17 protein-coding genes are annotated in these 25,198 nt (G+C 60.2%); 12 read left to right on the top strand and 5 right to left on the bottom strand.

Annotated features, from left to right (window positions below):
- Positions 1-78 precede the first annotated feature (78 nt).
- A complete protein-coding gene (gene xdhC, locus ACZ0A4_RS04335) occupies positions 79-936 on the top strand; it encodes a xanthine dehydrogenase accessory protein XdhC (RefSeq protein WP_034152856.1) in 858 nt (285 codons plus the stop codon).
- Between the two features lie 13 nt (positions 937-949).
- Positions 950-2,254, top strand: coding sequence for a guanine deaminase (gene guaD / locus ACZ0A4_RS04330; RefSeq protein WP_463573206.1), 1,305 nt, complete (start codon positions 950-952; stop codon positions 2,252-2,254).
- 157 nt (positions 2,255-2,411) lie between these two features.
- On the opposite strand, the gene ACZ0A4_RS04325 is transcribed toward guaD, so the two are convergent.
- The gene (locus tag ACZ0A4_RS04325) at positions 2,412-3,176 is read right to left on the bottom strand and encodes a GntR family transcriptional regulator (RefSeq protein ID WP_007918375.1); all 765 of its coding nucleotides are present in this window, start codon (positions 3,174-3,176) and stop codon (positions 2,412-2,414) included.
- Between the two features lie 340 nt (positions 3,177-3,516).
- Here ACZ0A4_RS04325 and ACZ0A4_RS04320 point away from each other — a divergent pair, with 340 nt between their 5' ends.
- Positions 3,517-4,707, top strand: a complete 1,191-nt coding sequence (locus ACZ0A4_RS04320; RefSeq protein ID WP_463573205.1) for a benzoate/H(+) symporter BenE family transporter — start codon at positions 3,517-3,519, stop codon at positions 4,705-4,707.
- Between the two features lie 250 nt (positions 4,708-4,957).
- Here ACZ0A4_RS04320 and ACZ0A4_RS04315 read toward each other — a convergent pair whose 3' ends face one another.
- The gene (locus ACZ0A4_RS04315; protein ID WP_007916365.1) at positions 4,958-5,302 is read right to left on the bottom strand and encodes a YggL family protein; all 345 of its coding nucleotides are present in this window, start codon (positions 5,300-5,302) and stop codon (positions 4,958-4,960) included.
- Between the two features lie 234 nt (positions 5,303-5,536).
- On the opposite strand from ACZ0A4_RS04315, the gene dacB reads away from it, so the two are divergent.
- A complete protein-coding gene (gene dacB / locus ACZ0A4_RS04310; RefSeq protein ID WP_463573204.1) occupies positions 5,537-6,997 on the top strand; it encodes a D-alanyl-D-alanine carboxypeptidase/D-alanyl-D-alanine endopeptidase in 1,461 nt (486 codons plus the stop codon).
- Between the two features lie 135 nt (positions 6,998-7,132).
- Here the strand turns inward: dacB and ACZ0A4_RS04305 are convergent, their stop codons facing one another.
- Positions 7,133-9,514: a sensor domain-containing diguanylate cyclase gene (locus ACZ0A4_RS04305; RefSeq protein ID WP_463573203.1), complete on the bottom strand. Its 2,382-nt coding sequence runs from the start codon at positions 9,512-9,514 to the stop codon at positions 7,133-7,135.
- A gap of 147 nt (positions 9,515-9,661) precedes the next feature.
- Positions 9,662-11,932: a bifunctional 23S rRNA (guanine(2069)-N(7))-methyltransferase RlmK/23S rRNA (guanine(2445)-N(2))-methyltransferase RlmL gene (gene rlmKL, locus ACZ0A4_RS04300; protein WP_463573201.1), complete on the bottom strand. Its 2,271-nt coding sequence runs from the start codon at positions 11,930-11,932 to the stop codon at positions 9,662-9,664.
- 532 nt (positions 11,933-12,464) lie between these two features.
- Here rlmKL and rmf point away from each other — a divergent pair.
- Complete coding sequence (gene rmf / locus ACZ0A4_RS04295; RefSeq protein WP_003223300.1) at positions 12,465-12,680, top strand: ribosome modulation factor; 216 nt, start codon at positions 12,465-12,467, stop codon at positions 12,678-12,680.
- Between the two features lie 254 nt (positions 12,681-12,934).
- Here the strand turns inward: rmf and ACZ0A4_RS04290 are convergent, their stop codons facing one another.
- Entirely contained in the window at positions 12,935-13,954 is a 1,020-nt protein-coding gene (locus ACZ0A4_RS04290; protein ID WP_463573199.1) for a quinone-dependent dihydroorotate dehydrogenase, read from the bottom strand.
- A 221-nt stretch (positions 13,955-14,175) separates the two neighbouring features.
- On the opposite strand from ACZ0A4_RS04290, the gene ACZ0A4_RS04285 reads away from it, so the two are divergent.
- The 7 genes from ACZ0A4_RS04285 to ACZ0A4_RS04255 all read left to right on the top strand — a co-directional run bounded on the left by ACZ0A4_RS04285 (position 14,176) and on the right by ACZ0A4_RS04255 (position 25,190).
- On the top strand, positions 14,176-15,387 hold the full coding sequence (locus ACZ0A4_RS04285; RefSeq protein WP_463573198.1) for a CmpA/NrtA family ABC transporter substrate-binding protein: 1,212 nt from the start codon (positions 14,176-14,178) through the stop codon (positions 15,385-15,387).
- A gap of 15 nt (positions 15,388-15,402) precedes the next feature.
- Positions 15,403-15,978, top strand: coding sequence for an ANTAR domain-containing response regulator (locus tag ACZ0A4_RS04280; RefSeq protein WP_007916390.1), 576 nt, complete (start codon positions 15,403-15,405; stop codon positions 15,976-15,978).
- Between the two features lie 431 nt (positions 15,979-16,409).
- A complete protein-coding gene (locus ACZ0A4_RS04275) occupies positions 16,410-17,621 on the top strand; it encodes a nitrate/nitrite transporter (RefSeq protein ID WP_463573197.1) in 1,212 nt (403 codons plus the stop codon).
- Positions 17,622-17,628: 7 nt separating this feature from the next.
- Positions 17,629-19,287, top strand: coding sequence for a protein kinase domain-containing protein (locus ACZ0A4_RS04270; RefSeq protein WP_463573195.1), 1,659 nt, complete (start codon positions 17,629-17,631; stop codon positions 19,285-19,287).
- A gap of 421 nt (positions 19,288-19,708) precedes the next feature.
- On the top strand, positions 19,709-22,162 hold the full coding sequence (gene nirB / locus ACZ0A4_RS04265) for a nitrite reductase large subunit NirB (RefSeq protein WP_463573193.1): 2,454 nt from the start codon (positions 19,709-19,711) through the stop codon (positions 22,160-22,162).
- A complete protein-coding gene (gene nirD / locus ACZ0A4_RS04260) occupies positions 22,159-22,476 on the top strand; it encodes a nitrite reductase small subunit NirD (RefSeq protein ID WP_016985592.1) in 318 nt (105 codons plus the stop codon). The genes nirB and nirD overlap by 4 nt, the downstream gene beginning before the upstream one ends.
- Positions 22,476-25,190 (top strand): nitrate reductase, encoded by a 2,715-nt coding sequence (locus ACZ0A4_RS04255; protein WP_463573192.1) that lies wholly within the window; start codon positions 22,476-22,478, stop codon positions 25,188-25,190. The genes nirD and ACZ0A4_RS04255 overlap by 1 nt, the downstream gene beginning before the upstream one ends.
- The last annotated feature ends 8 nt before the right edge of the window (positions 25,191-25,198 follow it).

The raw sequence follows: 25,198 nt of genomic DNA, 5'->3' as shown, positions 1-25,198 counted from the left end.
TTTGGAATGCATTTCCCTGTGGGAGCGAGCCTGCTCGCGAAGAGGCCCGAACAGACAACGATGTTGTAGGGGTGAACTATGTACAACTGGATCGACGCCCTCGCCGACCTGCAGAACCAGGGCGAACCCTGCGTTCTGGTGACGATCATCGAAGAACTCGGCTCGACGCCACGCAACGCCGGTTCGAAAATGGTCATCAGCGCTAACCAGAGTTTCGACACCATCGGTGGCGGGCATCTGGAATACAAAGCCATGCAGATCGCCCGCGAGATGCTCGCCAGCGGTAAGCAGGACACCCATCTGGAGCGCTTCAGCCTCGGCGCGAGCCTTGGCCAGTGCTGCGGCGGCGCCACCGTGTTGCTGTTCGAACCGATGGGCCAGGTGCAGGCGCAGATCGCTGTGTTCGGTGCCGGCCACGTTGGCCGCGCCCTCGTGCCATTGCTCGCCAGCCTGCCCTGCCGGGTGCGCTGGATCGATTCGCGCGAGGCCGAATTCCCCGAACACATCCCCCACGGCGTGCGTAAAATCGTCGCCGAAGAGCCTGTGGATGAAATCGATGAGCTGCCCGCTGGCAGCTACTGCATCGTCATGACCCACAACCATCAGCTCGACCTTGAACTCACTGCTGCGATCCTCAAGCGCAACGACTTCGCCTACTTCGGCCTGATCGGTTCGAAGACCAAACGCGCCAAGTTCGAACACCGTTTGCGTGATCGCGGTTTCGACAGCGGCGTCGTGCAACGCATGCGCTGCCCGATGGGCATCGGCGAAGTCAAAGGCAAATTGCCTGTGGAAATCGCCATTTCCATCGCCGGCGAAATCATCGCCACCTATAACGCCAACTTCGGCCAGCAGACTGCCAGCGCCGAACCGATTGCCAAACTGCTGCCGGTTTCGCGGCGCAGTCAGGCGACCAAACTCAAAGCCTCAAACTGATTAGAGAACCCTCATGCCTCTGACTCGCAAAGCCTACCGCGCCGCCATCCTGCACAGCATCGCCGACCCCGCCGAAGTCGGGATCGACGCCTCCTACGAATATTTCGAGGATGGCCTGCTGGTGGTCGATGGCGGCAAGATCAGCGCCCTTGGCCACGCCAGTGATTTGCTGCCGACGCTGCCGGCGGACATCGAAATCGAGCACTACAAAGACGCGCTGATTACTCCGGGCTTCATCGACACCCATATTCACCTGCCGCAAACCGGCATGGTCGGTGCCTACGGCGAGCAACTGCTCGACTGGCTGAACACCTACACCTTCCCGTGCGAAAGCCAGTTCGGCGACAAGGCCCACGCCGATGACGTCGCCGACATCTTCATCAAGGAACTGCTGCGCAACGGCACCACCACCGCGCTGGTGTTCGGCAGCGTCCACCCGCAGTCGGTGAACTCGTTTTTCGAAAAGGCCGAGAAGCTCGACCTGCGCATGATCGCCGGCAAGGTGATGATGGACCGCAACGCCCCGGACTACCTGACCGACACTGCTGAATCGAGCTACGTCGAGAGCAAGGCGCTGATCGAGCGCTGGCACGGCAAGGGTCGTCTGCACTACGCAGTCACCCCGCGCTTCGCGCCGACCAGCACTCCGGAACAACTGACCCTCGCCGGCCAACTGCTGACCGAATACCCGGATCTGTACATGCAGACCCACATCAGCGAAAACCTCAAGGAAATCGAGTGGGTCAAGGAGCTGTTCCCGGAGCGCAAGGGCTACCTCGACGTTTACGACCACTACAAATTGCTCGGCGAGCGCTCGGTATTCGCTCACGGCGTGCATCTGTGCGACGACGAATGCGCGCGTCTGGCAGAAACCGGCTCGGCGATCTCGTTCTGCCCGACTTCGAACTTCTTCCTCGGCAGTGGCTTGTTCAACCTGCCGATGGCCGAGAAGCACAAGCTGAACGTCGGCCTGGGCACTGACGTCGGTGGCGGCACCAGTTTCTCGCTGCTGCAGACGCTGAACGAAGCGTACAAAGTGATGCAGCTGCAAGGTGCGCGGCTGAGTCCGTTCAAGTCGCTGTACCTGGCGACCCTCGGTGGCGCGCGGGCGCTGCGTCTGGAAGACAAGATCGGCAACCTGCAACCGGGTAGCGACGCTGACTTCCTGGTGCTGGATTACAACGCCACGCCGCTGCTGAGCTATCGCTTGAAGCAGGCCAACAACATTGCCGAGACGTTGTTTGTGTTGATGACGCTGGGTGATGACCGCACGGTGCAGCAGACGTATGCGGCGGGGGCTTTGGTGCATCAGCGCTAAGCTTTTCCCAAAGCAAAAAAATCCCCCGGTACTTTTCAGTCCGGGGGATTTTTATTGCCTGTCAGATCGCCTTCGCGAGCAAGCTCGCTCCCACAGGGGGAATGCATTTCAAATGTGGGAGCGAGCTTGCTCGCGAAGGGGTCGACTCGGTGTCAGCTCAGAGCTTGGCCGCTGGACGCCCCGGCTTCTTGGTCTGCAACAAATGCGAGAACACCGCATGCAGATCATCCGACGCGCCTTCCTCGTCGAGGTTGAGCTTGCTGTCGATGTGATCCATGTGATGCATCATCAGATTCACCGCCAGCTCACCGTCGCGTTTCTCGATCGCGTCGATCAACTGGGTGTGTTCGTCATACGAGCAGTGCGAACGGTTGCCGCTTTCGTACTGGGCAATGATCAGCGACGTCTGCGAAACCAGACTGCGCTGGAAGCTGATCAACGGTGCGTTCATCGCCGCTTCCGCCAGTTTCAGGTGGAATTCGCCCGACAGACGAATACCGGCGCCGCGATCGCCACGAGAGAAGCTGTCGCGCTCGTCGTTGACCATCTGCCGCAGCTCGGCGATCTGCTCGGCGGTGGCGTGTTGCACCGCCAGCTCTGTGATCGCGCGTTCGACCAGACGGCGAGCGAGAAACACCTGACGCGCTTCTTCAACACTCGGGCTGGCGACCACGGCGCCACGGTTCGGCCGCAACAGCACGACGCCTTCATGGGCCAGACGCGAGAGCGCGCGGCGAATGATGGTGCGGCTGACCCCGAAGATTTCCCCCAGCGCTTCTTCGCTCAATTTTGTGCCGGGCGCCAGACGCTGTTCGAGGATGGCCTCGAAGATATGCGCGTAGACAATATCGTCCTGGGTTCCGCTGCGGCCGGCTTTGCCTGCTCGCGGTTGTTTCTTGAGGGGTTGCAACTGTTCGTTCATGGGCACTCGAGTCGGGAGAACTGCGGCGAATAGACCGTGACTGTAATACGGCACAGTAGGTCGCTGGCAAGTATCGCGTAAAAAACAGCGCGATTGTACACAATGGAAGGTGGCAACACGACTGTACGGCTGTTTGTGACTTCGGCTGTATTGCAACGATCCGTTACGTTTGAGTTTAGGCTTGATCGCAGAATCCGCTGCTCGCCCTCAATTCCCTGTGGGAGCGAGCTTGCTCGCGAAGGCGGCGTGACAGTCAATACAGATGTCGACTGACACACCGCTTTCGCGAGCAAGCTCGCTCCCACAAGGGATCTTCATTGGTATAAGGAACACCGCCGTCATGAACGACGCCACCCATACTCAACTGCGCCCTCTGGCCGACACTTCGCCGTCGGCCATCGTCGCCGGGTTCATCGCGATGATGACCGGCTACACCAGCTCGCTGGTGCTGATGTTCCAGGCCGGGCAAGCGGCGGGCCTGACCAGCGGGCAGATTTCTTCGTGGATCTGGGCGATCTCGATCGGCATGGCCGTATGTTCGATTGGCCTGTCGTTGCGCTATCGCACGCCGATCACCATCGCCTGGTCGACGCCCGGCGCGGCGTTGCTGATCACCAGTCTTGGCGGTGTCAGCTACGGCGAAGCCATCGGCGCCTACATCACTTGCGCAGTGCTAGTAACGGTGTGCGGGTTGACCGGCAGCTTCGAACGGCTGGTGATAAAGATCCCGGCGTCACTGGCGGCGGCGTTGCTGGCGGGGATTCTGTTCAAAATCGGCAGTGAAATCTTCGTTGCTGCGCAACATCGCACCGGGCTGGTGCTGGGGATGTTTTTCACCTATTTGCTGGTCAAACGCCTGTCGCCACGTTATGCCGTGCTCGCGGCGCTGCTGATCGGTACCGCGCTATCGGGCTTTATGGGGCTGCTGGATTTCAGCGGATTTCATCTGGAACTGGCAACGCCGGTGTGGACCACGCCGCACTTTTCGCTGGCGGCGACGATCAGCATCGGCATTCCATTGTTTGTGGTGGCGATGACCTCGCAGAACATGCCCGGCATCGCCGTACTGCGCGCCGACGGTTACAACGTCCCGGCCTCGCCGCTGATCACCACAACCGGCATCGCTTCACTATTGCTGGCGCCGTTCGGCTCGCACGGCATCAACCTGGCGGCTATCAGCGCGGCCATCTGCACCGGGCCGCACGCCCATGAAGATCGCAACAAGCGCTACACCGCAGCGGTCTGGTGCGGGATTTTCTACGGGATTGCCGGGGTGTTCGGCGCGACATTGGCAGCGTTGTTTGCGGCGTTGCCGAAGGAACTGGTGCTGTCGATTGCGGCGCTGGCGCTGTTCGGCTCGATCATCAATGGTTTGAGCATTGCCATGACCGAGGTGAAGGAACGGGAGGCGGCGTTGATTACCTTTATGGTCACGGCGTCGGGGTTGACGCTGTTTTCCATTGGTTCGGCTTTTTGGGGGATTGTGGCGGGGGTTTTGACGCTGGTGATTTTGAACTGGCGTAAAGCTTAAGGTCAAAAGCCCCTCACCCTAACCTTCTCCCGGAGGGAGAGGGGACTGACCGCGTTGGACGCGCGAGCTATACCAAGACGAGATCCCGAGTCGAACTCAAATTTTGAAAAGCCCATAAATCGGCTCTCTCTCCAGGGGGAGAGGGCTGGGGTGAGGGGCAGACTCACCACAAATCCCAAACCGAACACCCAAACACCCAAACACCAGACGAAAAAAAACGGCGACCCTCAGGTCGCCGTTTTTTTCAGTATCACTTAGCCGCGTTGATCGGCTTTTCCGGATACCAAACGTCCAGCAACGGGCTGACTTCGTACTTGGTCAGCTCGGAGCGGGTTTTCAGCCAGGCTTCAACGGCAGCGCGCTGCTCTTCGTTAACCGAGCCACGCTTCTGCAGGCAAACCAGACCGAAGTCGTCGCCGCCAACATAACCCAGACCGTTGGCTTCCATGGCTTCTTTGATGAATGCTTCGAGGAAAGCGTCAATGGCTTCTTCGGACAAGTCTTCTTTGAAGTCCAGGTTCAGTTCGAAACCCAGCTCTTGAAATTCATCAACGCACAGTTTTTTGCGCAGACGCTGGGAACGGTTAGTCGCCATTGGAACAATCCTCTTAAGTAAATACGGCGGGCACTTTACCAGTTTAAGCAATCGATTGCCCGCCTCTCTGGACACAGAGGCCGACCGCCTGTAAAAAAATCAACGAATCGCCACCCCGAGGAAGCCACAATCGGTTACACCTTGGGGCATAATGCCGACACTTTCGTGACCACTGAGGACCTTTTCATCCATGTCCTCGTCTTTTTTCCCCTCGGCTGTAGGGTTTTATTTCATATGATCAAATCGTTGCGTCCACTGTTTCTAGCCGGCCTTCTTCTGCCTTTGGCCCTGCCTGTTTCCGCTGCCGCCATCAATACTTCCCTGACTCCTAACGTCGAAAAAGCCCTCAAGGCGAGCAAATTGCAGCCTAGCGCCCTGTCTCTGGTGATGGTGCCGCTCGACGGCCCGGGCACGCCGACCGTGTTCAACGCCGACGTGTCGGTCAACCCGGCCTCGACGATGAAACTGGTGACCACTTACGCGGCGCTGGAAATGCTCGGCCCCAATCATCAGTGGAAAACCGAGTTCTACACCGATGGCGACCTCAACGGCGGCATCCTCAACGGCAACCTCTACCTCAAGGGTGGCGGCGATCCGAAGCTGAACATGGAAAAACTCTGGCTGCTGATGCGCGACCTGTGGGCCAACGGCGTGACGCAGATCACCGGAGATCTGATCCTCGACCGCAACTTCTTTGTGCAGCCGGTGCTGCCGGAGTTCAACGATGACGGCAATGACGAGAACAAGCCGTTCCTGGTCAAACCGGATTCGCTGCTGGTCAACCTCAAAGCCCTGCGCTTTGTTGCCCGCAACGACAATGGCCGGGTGCTGATTTCGGTTGAGCCGCCGATTGCCAGCATCCACATCGCCAACACCGTTAAAGCCCTGCCCTCCAAGCAATGCACCGGCGGCGTGCGCTACAACCCGGTGCCAGAGGCTGACGGCAGCGTGACCGTGACCGTGGCCGGCCAGTTGGGCGAAGGTTGCAGCTCGCAGACCTACCTGTCACTGCTCGACCACGCGACCTACACCGCTGGCGCCGTGCGTGCGATCTGGAAAGAACTGGGTGGCAGCATTCAGGGCAAGGATCGTCTGGCCTCGACGCCGGGCAACGCCAAGCTGCTGGCCCGTGCTTACTCGCCGGATCTGGCAGAGATCATCCGCGACATCAACAAATACAGTAACAACACCATGGCTCAGCAGTTGTTCCTGAGTCTTGGGCAGAAATTCCGCAATGACGCCGACGGCGACGACGCCAAGGCAGCGCAGCGTGTGGTGCGTCAGTGGATGGCGAAGAAAGGTATCACCGCGCCGCACCTGGTGATGGAGAACGGCTCCGGCCTGTCCCGTGCTGAACGGGTCAGCGCCCGCGAGATGGCAAGCATGCTGCAAGCCGCCTGGCACAGCCCGTATGCCGCCGAGTACATCAGCTCGCTGCCGATCGCCGGCACCGACGGCACCATGCGCAAGCGCCTGAAAACCACGGCGATGCGCGGTGAGGCGCACGTCAAGACCGGTACCTTGAACACTGTGCGGGCGATTGCCGGTTTCAGCCGTGATGTGAATGGCAATACCTGGGCGGTGGTGGCGATCCTTAATGACAAGGCACCGTTTGGGGCATCGTCGGTGCTCGATCAGGTGCTGCTGGATCTGTACAAGCAGCCGAAACTGGCGCAGACCGCTTCGGTCCTGTAACGCCGTTCAAGCAACACCACAAAAACCTGTGGGAGCGAGCCTACTCGCGAAGGCGTCAGGTCAGTCAATAAATGTGCTGACTGATACACCGCCTTCGCGAGCAGGCTCGCTCCCACAGTGGTCGGGTGGCAGGGCCTAGCTCATCTGCTCGACGCGATCGCGCCCGCGCTGCTTTGCCATATACACACCCGAATCCGCCCGCAACAACAGCGCATCCGCGCCCTCCCCAAGACGCCAACTGGCGATACCGAAACTCGCCGTGACCACGCCGACCACATCCACCGGCGCACTGCGCAAACCCTGCCACAACTCAACCGCCAGCGTGTGCGCATGCTCACCGTCGATGTCCGGGCACAGCACCATGAATTCCTCGCCACCCAAGCGACAGAACACATCGGTGCGCCGCAAACGATGGCCGATCCGCTCGCACACCGCTTGCAGCACACGGTCACCGACAGCATGGCCGTACTGGTCGTTGATGCGCTTGAAGTGGTCGATATCGAGCATGATCACCGACAACTCGCCGCCACCTCGCTCGACCCGGGCCATTTCCGTGGTCAGACGTTCCTGGAAATAGCGGCGATTATGGATGCCGGTCAGCGAATCGGTCACCGACAGCGCACGCAGTTCTTCTTCCACGCGTTTGAGGTCGGAAATGTCCGAGATATAGCCATGCCACAGCACACCACCGCCCGGCAGTTCTTCCGGTGTCGCCTCGCCGCGCACCCAGCGCAGGCCACGCTCAGGCAGTTGCACGCGATACTCCTCGCGCCACGGGCTGAGGCTATCTGCTGAGGCGCGAATGGAAGAGCGCACACGAGTAACGTCCTGTGGATGAATGCGCGTGAATATCGCTTCCGCGTTGAACAGCAGCACGTCCGGCTCCAGCTCGTAGATCTCGCGGATGCCGTCGCTGGCATAGATCACACTGAAGCGTCCGTCGAATTCCATCTTGAATTGATAGATGCCGCCGGGTACGTGCGCGCTGAGCTTCTTCAGCAAGACATCCCGCGCCGCCAGCACCTCGTGCACACGCTTACGCTCGGTAATGTCGATACAGATCGCCAGATGCCCGACCCACAGCCCCTGCTCATCCAGTACCGGTGTGGCGAGCATGTTCACCGGCAGATGACTGCCATCGCTGCGCACCAGCGTCCACTCGCGGGCCTCGTGGCCGCCGACTTCGCCGCCCTCGACCAGCATCGCGTGGCAGGTCGGAATGCTTTTGCCGTAGCGCGCACTCAATTCGGCAGCACGGGCCGTCAGCTCTCGGGGCAAGTGCAGGTTTTCCAGAGTCATGTGGCCGACGACATCGGCGCTGCTGTAACCGAGCATTTGTTCGGCACCGGGGTTGAAGGTGTTGATCACCCCGCGCAGGTCGGTGGCGATGATTGCCACCTGCGTCGCCGCGTTGAGCACACCGCGCAACTGACCGTGGGTGCCGCGCAACTCCTGTTCGCTGGCGTGCAGTTCCTGCGTGCGCAGTTCGACCATGCGCAAGGCGCGCTGACGTTGACTGACCAACACGTAGAGCAAGGCGCTGAGCAGCAAACTGAGCAAGCTGCCCAGAATAATCACACTGCCGACCGACGAATGATTGGCCTGAACGAACGCCTCGCTCGGCAGGATATCGACCTGATAATCGTGATCGGCCATGCGCACCAGGCGCGTGGCGGTCAGGTCGCTCGGCGCTGCCTCGTTGGTCGACTCGAACAACACTTCATGCTGATCATTGGTCGACATGTCGAGAATGCGCACTGAAAGATAGTCATGGAAGGCATCCGGCAAACCGTCGGCCAGCAACTGCCGCATGCTGATCACCGCCATCACATAGCCGAACGATTGGCGCTCGCCGTTGCGGCTGACCGGCGCCACCAGCAACACGCCGCGCGCGTAGGACGGCTCAATGCTGACCAAGTGCATCGGTTGCGACACCGCCAGCCCGCCGAGCTTGTCGGCGCGTTGCAGGGTGTCGCGCCGCAGCGGTTGCGCGAGCAAGTCATAACCCAACGGTGAGCCGAGCCGGCTTTGCGTCTGGCTATAGAGCACCGGCACGTATTCATCGCGCACGCCAGCCAGTTGCAGCTCGCCCTGTGCGTTCAATTCTCGGAGGGTAAAGTTGCTCAGGCCTTCGTCACGAACCCGCTGCTCGAACGCAGCGCGCTCGGCACCGCTGACCTTGAGGGCAAACGAATAGGCCTGAGTACGCATCAATAAGGGTTGGGTGTAACCGTCGAATTCGGCGCGGGACACCGATTCAGAGTTGGCGAAGAAGCGGCGCAGGCCGTCGAGGCGTTGCTCCTGATCCTGGAAGCGTTCTTCGATGCGGCTGTAACGTTCGTTGGCCAGCAGTTGAAAACGCTGACGGGTTTGTTGCTGAAACTGATTAAGGGTTGCCCAGGCGAGCAGCCCCGTGAGAATCCCGCCGGCGAGCAATACCAGCAGCGCGACCAGCCAGGCCGAGACGTCTTCGCTGATGAAACCCAGAATCTTTGGGCGCACGGGGTGCAACGACATAAAGACAACTCACACTACGCCAGCATTTACGGGAAAACCCCATTGACCGTGTGTGAGTTATAGCTATTAGCCACTAATTTAGCTAGCGCGGACAGATCCACGGAGCCTTTAAAAATCAAGGCTCTGTGGATCCAATATCGCAAAGCGTCAACGAGCCGTGATTTTCCAGGCGCGGTGAATCTTGGTGTTACGGGCGAAATCCGGATCGATGGTCTGCGCGCTGATTTCCTCGACCGCATAACGCTCGGCGAGGTTTTCTTCCAGCTGGAACTTGCGGAAGTTGTTGGAGAAATACAGCACACCGCCCGGCGCCAGACGCGCCATGGCCAGGTCAATCAACTGCACCTGATCACGTTGCACGTCGAAGATGCCTTCCATGCGCTTGGAGTTGGAGAACGTCGGCGGATCGATGAAGATCAGGTCGTACTCGTCACGGCTGCTTTCCAGCCACGCCATGACATCGCCCTGCTCCAGACGGTTCTTGTCCGAGTAGCCGTTCAGCGACAGGTTGCGGCGTGCCCAGTCGAGGTAGGTTTTCGACAGGTCGACGCTGGTGGTGCTGCGCGCACCGCCCTTGGCCGCGTGCACGCTGGCGGTCGCGGTGTAGCAGAACAGATTGAGGAAGCGCTTGCCGGCGGCCTCTTTCTGGATGCGCATGCGCATTGGCCGGTGATCGAGGAACAGGCCGGTGTCGAGGTAGTCGGTGAGGTTGACCAGCAACTTCACGCCGCCCTCGCTGACTTCATTGAACTTGCCCTGCGCAGCCTGACGCTCGTACTGCTTGGTGCCGCTCTGGCGCTCGCGGCGTTTGACCACCACGCGGCTCTTGTCGACGTTCAGCGCCTGCGGAATGGCCGCCAGGGCATCGAACATGCGCGCCGAGGCTTTTTCCGGGTCAATGGATTTTGGCGCGGCGTATTCCTGAACGTGCACCCAATCGTGGTACAGGTCGATGGCCATCGCATACTCAGGCATGTCGGCATCGTAGACGCGGTAGCAATCGATGCCTTCGCGCTTGACCCACTTGCCCATCGCCTTGAGGTTTTTCTGCAAACGGTTGGCAAACATCTGCCCGCCTTCGCTCAAGCGCGGCTGCTCGATCACTGGCGCCGGGGCCGGCGTCGGCTTGATCGGGTTGCCGTTCTTGTTGAACTTGCGCTCTTGCGGCTCGTCCGGGGTCTGATCGTAAGCCGCTTGCTCGCGCTCGGCCTGACGCTGCTCCGGGGTGCGACGCTCGCCGGTGACGAACTGATCCGGCAGCACTTTGATCAACAGCAGCTTGCACGGCAACGCGCCGTTCCAGAACGAATACTGTTTATGGCTGCGAATGCCCATGCGCTTGCCCAGATCCGGCGCGCCGGTAAACACCGCCGCTTCCCAGTTCAGGCAGGCCTGACGCAGACGCTCGCCAAGGTTCTGGTAGAGATACAGCAGGCTGGCTTCGTCACCGAGACGCTCACCGTACGGCGGGTTGCAGATCACCAGACCTTTCTGGTTCTGATCCGGACGCGGCTCGAAGGTCGCGACTTCGCCCTGGTAGATCTTGATCCACTCGCTCAGACCGGCACGTTCAACGTTGTTGCGGCCCGGTTGAATCAGACGAGGGTCAGCTTCATAACCGCGAATCCACAGCGGTGGCTTGGCCAGACCGGCAGCGGCACGTTCAACGGCTTCTTCGTGAAGTTTTTTCCACAACGCCGGAACGTGACCGAGCCACGCGGTAAAGCCCCACTGCTCACGACGCAGGTTCGGCGCCATATCAGCAGCGATCATCGCAGCTTCGACGAGGAACGTACCGACACCGCACATCGGGTCAGCCAGCGCGCCGCCTTCGGCAGCAATGCGCGGCCAGCCGGAACGGATCAGGATCGCTGCCGCGAGGTTTTCCTTCAGCGGTGCCGCGCCCTGCTGCAGACGATAGCCACGCTGGTGCAGGCTGTGGCCGGAGAGGTCGAGGGAGAGAATCGCTTCGCCGCGATCCAGACGCAGGTGAATGCGCAGGTCCGGGTTGAGCTTGTCGATCGACGGACGGTCGCCCTGCGGGGTGCGCAGTTTGTCGACGATGGCGTCTTTGACTTTCAATGCGCCGAAGTGGGTGTTGTCGATGCCGGAACCGTGGCCGCTGAATTCGACGGCCAGAGTGCCGTCGCTGAGCATGTGATCCTGCCACTCGATGTCGAGCACGCCGTGATAGAGGTCTTCAGCGTCTTTCATCGGGAAACGCTTGAGCACCAACAGCACCCGGTTGGCCAGACGCGACCAGAGGCACAGGCGATAAGCGGTTTCCATGGTTGCCATGCCACGCACGGCGGAAGTGTGCTCGCGCGCTTCTTCAAGGCCAAGCCCGACGGCTTCCTCGATGAGCAGGCCTTCAAGGCCTTTAGGGCAAGTGAGGAAGAGTTCGAAACGGTCGGACATGGTATTTCCAGAGCCTTTGGCTAGTGAATCGGCAACGCATTGCCGATCCGGTTTTCAATCAGGCGCTTTTCTAAAAGAACGCCCGCGTGGCACGAGGGTGTGCCGTTCCATCCCCGCTGCTCGGGTTAAAAGAGCTTAGATGCCGGGACAGATAAAAAAGTTGATGAAACAAAAAGTCTTGAAGCGACCCTTCGTCGCTTTATACCCAAGCGCAAACGTGGGTCATTCTCACTAAAGAATTAACCCCATCATGCAGCGCGGGGCCGATCATACCGGGGTTTGCTGAAAAACCGTGCATGAAACCCGTCGTTACTTATGGCTGTAGCACTAATTTCGTTACGTCCTTATGACAAAACGATCATTCCCTCGGTGTGACTCATTGGTTAGAACTGAACACAGGTTGACGTCGCAACGGCGTCAACACCTTGGCTCGCCACGCCGGCAGCGAGCCGCACCATGGCAGGTTTCTTCTGCCAGACCTCAGTTGAGGTCAACGCGACACAAAACAGTCAACAAGTGAGGGAAACACCCTATGAGAAGACTTAAGCGTGATCCGTTGGAAAGAGCATTTTTGCGCGGATATCAATATGGCGTTGGTGGCAAATCCCGTGAGCTTTGCCCATTTACTCTACCGTCGGTACGTCAAGCCTGGATTAACGGCTGGCGAGAAGGACGCGGCGACAACTGGGACGGTATGACCGGCACTGCGGGAATCCACAGACTCAACGAACTTCACGCCGTCGGCTGACACAGGGCATTAATTCCGACACGACAATCTGAATTTGTAACGACTTACCATGCACGTCCTTCCCGGACGGCGGGCTGCGGCCCAGGGGCTCCTTCGAGGAGCCCTTTTTTATGCCTGTCACATTATTTGTGCTGCGCACATACCTGTGGGAGCGAGCTTGCTCCGGGCGGCGTTCCGACGAAAGCGTCGATTCAGTCAATATCTACAGAGACTGGCACACCGCTTTCGCGAGCAAGCTCGCTCCCACAATTGGATTAGCGCAGGGCGGCGATCGCGTCTACCGACTCACGAATCAGCGCCGGGCCTTTATAGATGAAGCCCGAATAGATCTGCACCAGGCTCGCACCGGCGAGAATTTTCTCCGCCGCATGCTTGCCTTCGGTAATGCCACCCGCAGCAATGATCGGCAACCGCCCGGCCAACTCGCCGGCCAGCACCTTCACGGTATTGGTGCTTTTCTCCCGCACCGGCGCGCCCGACAGACCGCCCGCCTCGTCGCCATGCTCCATGCCTTCAACGCCGACACGGCTCAGCGTGGTGTTGGTCGCGATCACCGCGTCCATGCCGGTTTCGATCAACGCCTGAGCCACCTGGGCGGTTTCTTCATCGGTCATGTCCGGGGCGATCTTGATCGCCAGCGGCACATGTTTGCCATGACGCAACGCCAGTTCGGCACGGCGCGTGGCCAGATCGGCGAGCAATTGTTTGAGCGAATCACCAAACTGCAGGCTGCGCAGGCCCGGGGTGTTCGGCGAGCTGACGTTGACCGTCACGTAGCTGGCGTGGGCGTAGACCTTGTCCAGGCAGATCAGGTAATCGTCGACCGCGCGCTCGACCGGCGTATCGAAGTTCTTGCCGATGTTGATGCCCAGCACGCCTTTGTATTTCGCTGCGGCCACGCGCGCCAGCAGGTTATCGACACCGAGGTTGTTGAACCCCATGCGGTTGATGATCGCCTCGGCTTCCGGCAGACGAAAGATCCGTGGTTTCGGGTTGCCTGGCTGTGGACGCGGGGTCACGGTGCCGATTTCGACAAAACCGAAACCCAACTGCGCGAAGCCATCGATGGCTGCGCCGTTCTTGTCCAGACCGGCCGCCAAACCCACCGGGTTGGGGAATTCCAGGCCCATGACGGTCACCGGGACTTTTGCCGGCGCCTTGCACAGCAAGCCGTTGAGGCCCAAACGCCCACCCGCGCCGATCAGATCCAGCGACAGATCGTGGGAAGTTTCCGGGGAAAGTTTGAACAACAGCTGACGGGCCAGGGTGTACATGGGCGGCGATGACTCGGGCGGCGAAAAGAGCGGCGATTATAGCCGGGCATCGACCTGCCGCGCGAGGCACATGCGCAAATCGAGGTGGCTGGCATATGCCTTGCACTTTCATCGCTATCAGCCTGCAGGCCAATGGCGGCGTGTGGGTAAGGACAATGGCGTCGTCCCGGGTTTTGCCTGCGCAAAGTCCGCGGCGACGTTTTTTTTCGAGGTAGCGTTGGATGAATGAATCTTCAGCAGGGCCGCTGGCTTGGGTCAACGGCAGCGATGCCCCGGAAAAAAGTGCAATCAACCTCGGCTTCATGGCCCTGAGCGATTGCGCCTCGGTCGTCGTCGCGGCGACACAGGGCTTTGCCCAGCCTTACGGGCTGACCCTGAACCTCAAGCGCCAGAGTTCCTGGGCCAGTTTGCGCGACAAACTGGTCAGCGGCGAACTGGATGCCGCGCACAGTCTGTATGGCCTGATCTACGCTGTGCACTTGGGTATCGGCGGTGTCGCCCCGACCGACATGGCCGTGTTGATGGGCCTGAACCAGAACGGCCAGAGTCTCAACCTCTCCCACGACCTGCAAAGCCTCGGCGTGACCAGTCCTGAAGCGCTGGACCGCCACGTGCACCAAAGCCGCGCAAAACTGACCTTCGCGCAGACCTTCCCCACCGGCACGCATGCGATGTGGCTTTATTACTGGCTGGCGAGTCAGGGCATTCATCCATTGCAGGATGTCGACAGCGTGGTCGTGCCGCCGCCGCAAATGGTCGCGCACCTGCAAGCCGGGCGCATCGACGGTTTTTGTGTCGGCGAGCCTTGGGCTGCTAGCGCGGTGCAGCAGGATCTGGGTTTCACCCTGGCTACCAGCCAGACCATCTGGCCCGATCACCCGGAAAAAGTCCTTGGTTGCACCCGTGAATTTGTCGAGCAATACCCGAACACCGCGAGGGCGCTGGTAATGGCGATCCTTGAAGCCAGCCGCTTTATCGAAGAGAGCCCGGAAAATCGGCGCAGCACCGCGCAGTTGCTCAGTGCGCCGGAATATCTGGACGCGCCGCTTTCGTGCATCGAACCGCGTTTTCTCGGTGACTATGCCGATGGGCTGGGCAATCGTTGGCAGGATCCTCATGCGCTGCGCTTCCACGGCAACGGCGAGGTGAATCTGCCCTATCTGTCGGACGGTATGTGGTTCATGACCCAGTTCCGCCGCTGGGGTTTGCTGCGCGAAGACCCGGATTACCTCGCCGTCGCCCGCCAGGTTCAGCAGTTGGATATCTACCGCGACGCCGCGACCGCTGTCGGCGTGGCGGCGTGGGGCACCGACATGCGCAGCAGCCAGTTGCTCGACGGCAAAATCTGGGACGGCAGCGACCCGGCCGCTTACGCGCGCAGTTTCAAGCTGCACGCGATGAGCGACGACGCTCCCCTACTCGCCCGCCGCTGACAGGGGACCGCGAACATGTTGCGCATTCTGCTGATCAACGACACGGCGAAAAAAGTCGGTCGCCTGAAAGCCGCGCTGACTGAAGCCGGTTTCGAAGTCATCGACGAGTCCGGTCTGACCATCGACCTGCCCGCGCGCGTCGAAACGGTGCGCCCGGACGTGATTCTGATCGATACCGAGTCACCGAGCCGCGATGTCATGGAACAAGTGGTGCTGGTCAGCCGCGACCAGCCACGGCCAATTGTGATGTTTACCGATGAGCATGACCCTGGCGTGATGCGGCAGGCGATCAAGTCCGGGGTCAGTGCCTACATCGTCGAAGGCATTCACGCACAGCGTCTGCAGCCAATTCTCGATGTGGCGATGGCCCGGTTCGAGAGTGATCAGGCGTTGCGTGCGCAGTTACAGGCGCGTGATCAGCAATTGGCTGAGCGCAAGCGCATTGAGCTGGCCAAGGGGTTATTGATGAAGATGAAGGATTGCAATGAGGAAGAGGCTTACACCTTGATGCGACGCCAGGCGATGAGCCGGCAGCAGAAATTGATTCAGGTGGCGGAGCAGATTATTGCCATGAGTGAGTTGCTTGGCTGAGGCGTTCTCACCGCTGAAGAGCCCCTCACCCTAACCCTCTCCCAGAGGGAGAGGGGACTGATCGGGGGATGGCGCAGTAATACGCCGACCTGAACGATCTTCGGTGAATCCATAATCGACTCGGCCCTTCAGGTCGATGTTTGGCGCAAGACACCTCACCCTAGCCCTCTCCCTCTGGGAGAGGGCTAGGGTGAGGGGCTTTTGATTTTCCGGCTGTTGGCACAGATCTCGCTATGTAAACGCACAGGTAACCAACGGCGGTTGCCCCACCCACGACAAAGACGTCGCTCACCCGTTCGCCCAACCGGCGAATCAGGTAGCGGCGTTTTTGCGTTTTGGCCCCACAGACCGGGGCCGGTGGTGCGGCCGTGGCGGCGCCCCACCTGCTGTTGCATGACTCCTTTCGAGACTCTTTTCAGCTGAGGTGCGCGATGAATTCAAGCTTCTGGAAATCCGGCCACACCCCGACATTGTTCGCGGCCTTCCTCTATTTCGACCTGAGCTTCATGGTCTGGTATCTGCTCGGCCCGCTGGCGGTGCAGATTGCCGCCGACCTGCACCTGACCACGCAACAACGCGGCCTCGTCGTCGCCACGCCGATCCTCGCCGGTGCGGTGCTGCGCTTCGGGATGGGCATGCTCGCTGATCGACTGTCGCCGAAAACCGCCGGGCTGATCGGTCAGGTCATTGTGATCTGCGCCTTGTTCGGCGCCTGGAAACTCGGCATCCACAGTTATGAACAAGCGCTGATACTCGGCCTGTTCCTCGGCATGGCCGGCGCGTCTTTCGCTGTGGCCCTGCCACTGGCGTCGCAATGGTATCCGCCGCAGCATCAGGGCAAAGCCATGGGCATCGCCGGTGCGGGCAACTCCGGTACTGTTTTCGCCGCGCTGCTCGCGCCGGTACTGGCCGCTGCGTTTGGCTGGAGCAATGTATTCGGTTTCGCTCTGATTCCATTGATCCTGACGTTGATATTGTTTGCCTGGCTGGCGAAAAACGCGCCTGAGCGGCCAAAAGCCAAAGCCATGGCCGACTACTTCAAAGCCCTGGGCGACCGTGACAGCTGGTGGTTCATGTTCTTCTACAGCGTCACCTTCGGCGGCTTCATCGGTCTGGCCAGCGCCCTGCCCGGCTATTTCAACGATCAGTACGGTTTGAGCCCGGTAACCGCCGGTTACTACACCGCCGCCTGCGTGTTCGGCGGCAGTTTGATGCGGCCGTTGGGCGGCGCCCTGGCTGATCGCTTTGGCGGTATCCGCACGCTGCTGGCGATGTACACCGTCGCGGCCGTCTGCATCGCCGCGGTCGGTTTCAACCTGCCAAGTTCCTACGCGGCACTGGCACTTTTCGTCTGCACCATGCTTGGTCTGGGCGCCGGCAACGGCGCGGTGTTCCAACTGGTGCCGCAACGTTTTCGTCTGGAGATCGGCGTGATGACCGGGCTGATCGGCATGGCCGGCGGCATCGGCGGTTTTGCCTTGGCGGCCGGCATGGGCGCGATCAAACAAAGCACCGGCAGCTATCAATTGGCGTTGTGGTTGTTTGCCAGCCTTGGCGTGCTGGCATGGTTTGGCCTGCACGGCGTCAAACGTCGCTGGAGAACCACTTGGGGTTCGGCGGCAGTGACGGCGGCGCGGGTCTGAAGCGTCGATGGCCCTGCAACTGAGTTTTGCCGAAGCCAGCGCCACCGGGCCGCGTGCGGAGAATCAGGACGCTTTGCGTCTGGTGACGCCCGCTTCGGCGTTGGCGGCGAGCAAGGGTTATCTGTTCGCCATCGCCGACGGCGTTAGCCAGTGCGCCGATGGCGGGCTCGCCGCGCGTTCGACCTTGCAGGCCCTGGCGCTCGACTACTACGCCACGCCGGAAACCTGGAGCGTGGCGCAGGCGTTGGACCGATTGCTGCTCGCGCAAAACCGCTGGTTGCAGGCCAATGGCGGTGGGCAACCATTGCTCACCACGGTCAGCACTTTAGTCATGCGCGGTCGGCGCTTCACCCTCGCCCACGTCGGCGATTGCCGGGTTTATCGCTGGCACGGCGATAATTTGCAGCGAATTTCTGAAGATCATGTCTGGGATCAGCCGGGCATGCAGCATGTGCTCAAACGCGCGCTGGGACTGGATCAGCATCTGGTGCTGGATTTTCTCGACGGCGAACTGCGTGAAGGCGAAAGCTTTGTGCTGCTCAGCGACGGTGTCTGGTCGACGCTGGGCGATACCGCCATTGCCGCGATTCTGCGTGATCAACCGGATCTGCACAGTGCCGCACAGACGCTGGTCAACGCGGCGCATCTGGCGGGAAGTCAGGACAATGCCAGCGCTTTGCTGGTGCGGGTGGATGCTTTGGGTGAGGCGAGTATCGGCGATGCGCTGATTCATCTGCAGCAATGGCCACTGCCGCCGCCGCTGAAACCCGGTCAGTCGTTCGAAGGCTGGCAGGTGCTGGACATTGTCGCTCAGAGCCAGCAATCGCTGCTGTATCGGGTTGTCGATGGGCAAGGTCAGACGTGGTTGCTGAAAACCCTGCCGTCGCGCAGCGCCGATGATCCTCACGCAGGGCAGGCGCTGCTGTCCGAGGAATGGTTCCTCAAACGCGTAGCCGGCCGGCATTTTCCTGAGGTCCATGTCTGCCAGCAGCGTCAGCATTTGTACTACGTGATGCGGGAATATTCGGGGAAGACGCTGGCACAACTCGGGCCTCTATCTTTGACGCAATGGCAGGACTTCGCCGAGCGCCTGCTGCGCGCGGTGGGGCTTTTGCATCGGCGGCAGATTCTGCACCGCGACATCAAACCGGAAAACCTGCATTGGAGTGATGACGGTGAACTGCGTCTGCTGGATTTTGGCCTGGCGTATTGTCCGGGATTGTCCGAAGACGCGCCCTCGACCTTACCGGGGACTCCGAGCTACATCGCCCCGGAAGCGTTTCGCGGTGATCCACCGAGTGTGCAGCAGGATTTGTACGCGGTCGGTGTGACCCTGTATTTCCTGCTCACCGGGTATTTCCCTTATGGCGAGATCGAAGCGTTTCAACGGCCGCGCTTTGGTCTGCCGGTAAGTGCCAGTCGTTATCGGCCGGATCTGCCGGAGTGGCTGGCGCAGAGTCTGGAGCGTGGCGTGGCGGCTGATCCGCAGTTGCGCTTTGAAACGGCTGAGGAGTGGTTGCTGGTGTTGGAACAGGGCGAGCGGCGGAGTTTGAGCGTGCGGCCTCGGCCATTACTGGAGCGTGAGCCATTGAAGGTTTGGAGGACGATGGCGTTGTTGGCGTTGCTGGGAAATCTGGTGCTGCTGGTTGTGTTGTTTCACAGTTGAACCGCATCGCGCCATTCGCGAGCAAGCTCGCTCCCACAGGGATTTTGTGAACGACACAGATCCCCTGTGGGAGCGAGCCTGCTCGCGAAGGCGCCCGCCTGATCACCACAAGTCTTCCTGCTTGAACGCTCCACGAATGGGCAGTCCGCTTCGATTCGGTGCAAAAAAAATTTTTTGCGCGCTGACAAAGCCCAATAAAACCGCGCTTCCCTTAGTTGGCACAACCACTGCATTACCTCTCCCAACACACACATAAAGCCCAACCTTCAACGACGAAGGCTGCGCTTCCCGAGAGAACGGGACCAGGACAAAGGCGTCCTCGCTAGGCAACTAGCGGGACGCCTTTTTTTGTTTGCGCAAAATTTCTCGAGCAAGGCCTGACTGCCCACAAGAGGCCAGCCGCAGCTCCCCGGAGAACCTGATGAAAAAACTCAAACTGGTGATGATCGGCAATGGCATGGCCGGGGTCCGCACCCTCGAAGAACTGCTCAAGCTGAGCAACGAACTGTACGACATCACCGTCTTCGGCGCCGAACCGCACACCAACTACAACCGCATTCTGCTATCACCGGTGCTGGCCGGTGAGCAGACCTTTGAAGAGATCGTGCTCAACGACCTCGACTGGTACCTGCAAAACAACATCAAGTTGTTGCTCAACCGCAAAGTCGTGGAGATCGATCGGGTCAAACGCCGGGTGATCGCCGAGGACGGCACCGAAGCCGAGTACGATCGCTTGCTGATCGCCACTGGCTCGACGCCGTTCATCCTGCCAATCCCCGGCAACACCTTGCACGGGGTGATCGGTTACCGCGACATCGCCGACACCCAGGCGATGATCGACACCGCGAAAACCCACAAGCACGCGGTGGTCATCGGTGGAGGCCTGCTCGGTCTCGAAGCGGCCAACGGCCTGATGCTGCGCGGCATGCACGTCACCGTGGTGCACATCGGCGAATGGCTGCTGGAACGGCAACTGGACAAAACCAGCGGCCAACTGTTGCAAAGCGCGCTCGAATCCCGCGGCCTTCACTTCCGTCTGTGCGAACAGACCCAGGCCCTGCACGACGCCGGCAATGGCCGGGTCGGCTCGGTGCAATTCAAGAACGGCGACATCATCCCTGCCGATCTGGTGGTGATGGCCGCCGGCATTCGCCCCAACACCGAACTCGCGGAAAAGGCCGGCATCCCGTGCAATCGCGGCATCCTGGTCAACGACACCCTGCAAACCTACGATCCGCGCATCTACGCCATCGGCGAGTGCGCCAGCCATCGCGGCATTGCTTATGGTCTGGTCGCGCCGCTGTTCGAACAAGCCAAGGTCTGCGCCAACCACCTCGCGCAGTTGGGTTTCGCCCGCTATCAGGGTTCGGTGACCTCGACCAAACTGAAAGTAACCGGCATCGATCTGTTTTCTGCTGGCGACTTCATGGGAGGCGAAGGTACGGAAACCATCACCCTCTCCGACCCCATCGGCGGTGTTTACAAAAAACTGGTGATCAAGGATGACGTGCTGGTCGGCGCCTGTCTGTACGGCGATACGGCAGATGGCGGTTGGTATTTCCGACAGATTCGTGAGAATCACGCCATCGGCGAGATCCGCGATCACCTGATGTTCGGCGAAAACGCCTTGGGCGATGTAGGACATCAGGGCCAGGACAAAGCCATGGTCATGGCCGACACCGCTGAAGTCTGCGGCTGCAACGGTGTGTGCAAAGGCACTATCGTCAAAGCGATTCAGGAACACGGCCTGTTCAGCGTCGATGAGGTGAAGAAACACACCAAGGCTGCCAGCTCCTGCGGCTCGTGCGCCGGGTTGGTCGAACAGATCCTGATCAACACCGTCGGCGGCGCGGCGGACGTCAAACCGAAGAGCGAAAAAGCCATCTGCGGCTGCAGCGATCTAAACCACGGGCAGATCCGCCAAGCCATTCGCGAACAACATCTGCTGACCATCGCCGGCACCCTGAGTTACCTCAATTGGCGCACGCCGAACGGCTGCGCAACGTGCCGCCCGGCCCTCAACTATTACCTGATTTCCACCTGGCCCGGCGAAGCCAAGGACGATCCGCAATCGCGCCTGATCAACGAACGCGCTCACGCCAACATCCAGAAGGACGGCACCTATTCCGTGGTGCCACGCATGTGGGGCGGCGTGACCAATCCGTCGGAACTGCGGCGAATTGCCGACGTGGCTGACAAGTATCAGGTGCCGATGGTCAAGGTCACGGGCGGGCAGCGCATCGACTTGCTTGGCATCAAAAAGCAGGATCTGCCCGGCGTGTGGAAAGATCTCGACATGCCGTCCGGCCACGCCTACGGCAAATCCATTCGTACCGTGAAGACCTGCGTCGGCAGCGAGTTTTGCCGCTTCGGCACGCAGAACTCGACGCAACTGGGCATCGAGCTTGAGCACGACCTGTTCAACATGTGGTCGCCGCACAAAGTGAAACTGGCGGTCTCCGGATGCCCACGCAACTGCTCGGAAGCGGGGATCAAAGATGTAGGAATCATCGGCGTCGATTCCGGTTGGGAGATGTACATCGGTGGCAACGGCGGGATCAAAACCGAAGTTGCCGAATTCTTCGTCAAGCTGAAAACCGCCGAAGAAGTGCGCGAATACAACGGTGCCTTCCTGCAGTTGTATCGCGAAGAAGCCTTCTACCTCGAACGCACCGTGCACTACCTGCAACGGGTCGGCATGGAGCACATCAAGAAAGCCGTGCTGGAAGACCCCGAGCGCCGCAAAGCGCTGAACGAACGCCTGCAATTCTCCCTGTCGTTCGAACAGGATCCGTGGAAAGAACGCTTGGCGCAGCCGCAACTGAAGAAAGAATTCGACGTGATTCCCGTGAAAAATCTGGAGGTGCCGGCATGAACTGGCTGGATATCTGCGCTCTCGACGAGATCAATGCCCTCGGTTCGCGAATCATTGCCGGGCCGAAAGGTGACATTGCGATTTTTCGTACAAGCGACGATGAGGTTTTCGCCCTCGACGACCGCTGCCCACACAAGGGTGGGCCGTTGTCACAAGGTTTGATCTACGGCAAACGCGTGGCCTGTCCGCTGCACAACTGGCAAATCGACCTCGAATCTGGCGAAGCGCAGGCGCCGGACATCGGTTGCGCGCACCATCACCCGGCGCGGGTCGAAAACGGTCGTGTGCAACTGGCCCTGCGGGACGCCATCTGATGAACCGCCAGACGACCGCCTCGACCTGCTGCTATTGCGGGGTCGGCTGCGGCGTGCTGATTGAGCATGACGGCGAGCGCATCCTCGGCGTCAGCGGCGATCCGGCGCACCCGGCCAACTTCGGCAAACTGTGCAGCAAAGGCTCGACCCTGCACCTGACTGGCGACCTTGCAGCTCGCGCGCAGTACCCGGAACTGCGTCTGGGCAAAGGCCTGGCGCGCAGCCGCACAGACTGGGACACTGCACTGGAGCATGCCGCCAACGTGTTCGCCGAGACCATCGCCGAGCACGGCCCCGACAGCGTGGCGTTCTATATCTCCGGACAGTTGCTGACCGAGGATTATTACGCCTTCAACAAGCTGGCACGGGCACTGGTCGGGACCAACAACATCGACAGTAACTCACGCCTGTGCATGTCGTCGGCGGTGGTCGGCTACAAGCGCAGCCTCGGCGCCGACGCCCCACCGTGTAGCTATGAGGACCTGGAACTCAGCGATTGCGTGATGATTGTCGGCAGTAACATGGCCTACGCCCATCCGGTACTTTTCCGTCGACTGGAAGAGGCAAAGTCCCGCCGCCCACAGATGAAAGTCATCGTTATTGATCCACGGCGCACCGACACTTGCGATCTCGCTGATCTGCATCTGGCGATTCTGCCCGGTACCGATGTCGCTTTGTTCCATGGGATTTTGCATCTGTTGTTGTGGGAAGACTGGATCGACCGCGATTTCGTCAAAACGCACACGGAAGGCCTTGCTGAACTGAAGAGTCTGGTGCGCGACTACACCCCGCAAATGGTTTCGCAGTTATGCGGCATCAGCGTCGAGCAATTGCAGCAGTGCGCCGAATGGGTAGGCACTTCGCCGAGTTTTCTGTCGCTGTGGTGCATGGGCCTGAACCAGTCTACGGCTGGCAGCGCGAAGAACAGCGCGCTGATCAATCTGCACTTGGCCACCGGACAAATCGGCCGTCCGGGTGCAGGACCTTTCTCCCTTACCGGTCAGCCAAATGCCATGGGCGGGCGCGAAACCGGCAGTTTGTCGAACCTGTTGCCGGGGCATCGTGACGCCGCCAACCCTGAACACCGCGCCGAAGTGGCGGCTTATTGGGGTATGGATCAACTGCCGGACAGCACTGGGCTCAGCGCCATCGAACTGTTCGAGCAAGTGCGCAGCGGCAAGATCAAGGCGTTGTGGATCGCCTGCACCAACCCTGCGCAATCGATGCCCGATCAGAACGCGGTGCGCTCGGCGCTGGAAGCTTGCCCGTTTGTGGTTCTGCAAGAAGCCTTTCGCACCACCGAAACCGCAGCGTTCGCCGATCTCCTGCTACCCGCCGCCAGTTGGGGCGAGAAGGAAGGCTCGGTGACCAATTCCGAGCGGCGTATTTCCCACGTGCGCAAAGCCATCCTCCCACCGGGCGAAGCGCGGCCGGACTGGGCGATCACGGTAGATTTCGCACAACGCCTGGAGAAACGTCTGCGCCCCGCCGAGCCAAGCCTGTTCACGTTCACTCAGCCCGCGCAGTTGTTCGATGAATTCAAAGGGCTGACGCATGGCCGCGATCTGGATATGTCCGGGATCAGTCATGCGCTGATCGACGAGATCGGACCGCAGCAATGGCCCTTCCCTGTCGGCGCACGACAAGGAACACCACGACTGTACGAGGACGGGATTTTCCCAACCGCCAACGGACGCGCTCAGTTCATCGCAGACCCTTATCGCGCCGCTAAAGAACAGCGCGATGCACGCTTTCCACTGACGTTGATCACTGGACGTCTGCGTGATCAATGGCACGGTATGAGCCGCACCGGTACGGCAGCGCAATTGTTCGGGCATGTCAGCGAAGCAGTGTTGAGCCTGCACCCGGACGAACTGCGCCGGCATCGCTTGCAGCCGGGAGACCTGGTCAATCTTAAAAGTCGTCGCGGCGCAGTGATCGTCGCAGTTGGTAGCGACGACAGCGTACGTCCGGGACAAGCGTTTCTGCCGATGCACTGGGGTGACCGCTTTCTCAAGGGTGGTGTGAACAGCCTGACCCTGCCGGCCTTTGATCCATTGTCGAAACAACCGGAACTGAAACACAGCGGCGTGCGCCTGGAACCGGTGAGTCTGCCGTGGCAGCTTTTCGCACTGATCGAAGGCGATGTTCAACGGCATTTCGAGGCCCTACGACCACTCTGTGAGGCATTTTCCTACGTGAGTCTCAGCCTTGTCGGACGTGAACGATCGGCATTGCTGATACGGGCAGCCAGCAGCGAGGCGCCGGATGCGCAATTGCTCAGTGAAATCGACCGATGCCTGTCACTGATCGACGGCCCGGTACTGGCTTACGACGATCCACGTCGGGCCATCGGCAAGCGCGTGCGCATTGAAAACGGCCGGATCACCTCGATCCGACTGGCCGGCGAAACCCTCGCACGGCATTGGCTGCAAGGGTTGTGGCTGGAGGGTCGTGCGGACGAACAACTGCGGCGCTGGTTGCTGGCACCGATGAGTGCTCCGCCGGGCAGTGCCGGGGCGCAGATCGCTGCGGATAAAACCCTGTGCAACTGCAAGAACGTCAGCCTCAACGCGGTCTGCGCCGGCATTCGCCAAGGGCTGGATCTGCAAGGTTTGAAAAACAACTTGGGCTGCGGCACGCAATGCGGCTCCTGTGTCCCGGAAATAAAACGCTTGCTGGCTGCCGACGTGCAGCCAGTCGCCGTCATCTGATGAGGAAA

The organism is Pseudomonas sp. AC172, assembly GCF_979258595.1.
Note: the sequence above shows the minus strand (reverse complement) of the source record. Positions and strands in the feature narration are given on the sequence as shown.

Bases quoted from the DNA above. Each gene is read 5' to 3' on its own strand.
- rlmKL (WP_463573201.1), bottom strand. From the start codon at position 11,932: ATGTCCGACCGTTTCGAACTCTTCCTCACTTGCCCTAAAGGCCTTGAA.
- ACZ0A4_RS04275 (WP_463573197.1), top strand. From the start codon at position 16,410: ATGAATTCAAGCTTCTGGAAATCCGGCCACACCCCGACATTGTTCGCG.
- dacB (WP_463573204.1), top strand. From the start codon at position 5,537: ATGATCAAATCGTTGCGTCCACTGTTTCTAGCCGGCCTTCTTCTGCCT.
- xdhC (WP_034152856.1), top strand. From the start codon at position 79: ATGTACAACTGGATCGACGCCCTCGCCGACCTGCAGAACCAGGGCGAA.
- nirB (WP_463573193.1), top strand. From the start codon at position 19,709: ATGAAAAAACTCAAACTGGTGATGATCGGCAATGGCATGGCCGGGGTC.
- nirD (WP_016985592.1), top strand. From the start codon at position 22,159: ATGAACTGGCTGGATATCTGCGCTCTCGACGAGATCAATGCCCTCGGT.
- ACZ0A4_RS04290 (WP_463573199.1), bottom strand. From the start codon at position 13,954: ATGTACACCCTGGCCCGTCAGCTGTTGTTCAAACTTTCCCCGGAAACT.
- ACZ0A4_RS04315 (WP_007916365.1), bottom strand. From the start codon at position 5,302: ATGGCGACTAACCGTTCCCAGCGTCTGCGCAAAAAACTGTGCGTTGAT.
- ACZ0A4_RS04325 (WP_007918375.1), bottom strand. From the start codon at position 3,176: ATGAACGAACAGTTGCAACCCCTCAAGAAACAACCGCGAGCAGGCAAA.
- ACZ0A4_RS04270 (WP_463573195.1), top strand. From the start codon at position 17,629: ATGGCCCTGCAACTGAGTTTTGCCGAAGCCAGCGCCACCGGGCCGCGT.
- ACZ0A4_RS04255 (WP_463573192.1), top strand. From the start codon at position 22,476: ATGAACCGCCAGACGACCGCCTCGACCTGCTGCTATTGCGGGGTCGGC.
- ACZ0A4_RS04280 (WP_007916390.1), top strand. From the start codon at position 15,403: ATGTTGCGCATTCTGCTGATCAACGACACGGCGAAAAAAGTCGGTCGC.
- ACZ0A4_RS04305 (WP_463573203.1), bottom strand. From the start codon at position 9,514: ATGTCGTTGCACCCCGTGCGCCCAAAGATTCTGGGTTTCATCAGCGAA.
- guaD (WP_463573206.1), top strand. From the start codon at position 950: ATGCCTCTGACTCGCAAAGCCTACCGCGCCGCCATCCTGCACAGCATC.
- rmf (WP_003223300.1), top strand. From the start codon at position 12,465: ATGAGAAGACTTAAGCGTGATCCGTTGGAAAGAGCATTTTTGCGCGGA.
- ACZ0A4_RS04320 (WP_463573205.1), top strand. From the start codon at position 3,517: ATGAACGACGCCACCCATACTCAACTGCGCCCTCTGGCCGACACTTCG.
- ACZ0A4_RS04285 (WP_463573198.1), top strand. From the start codon at position 14,176: ATGAATGAATCTTCAGCAGGGCCGCTGGCTTGGGTCAACGGCAGCGAT.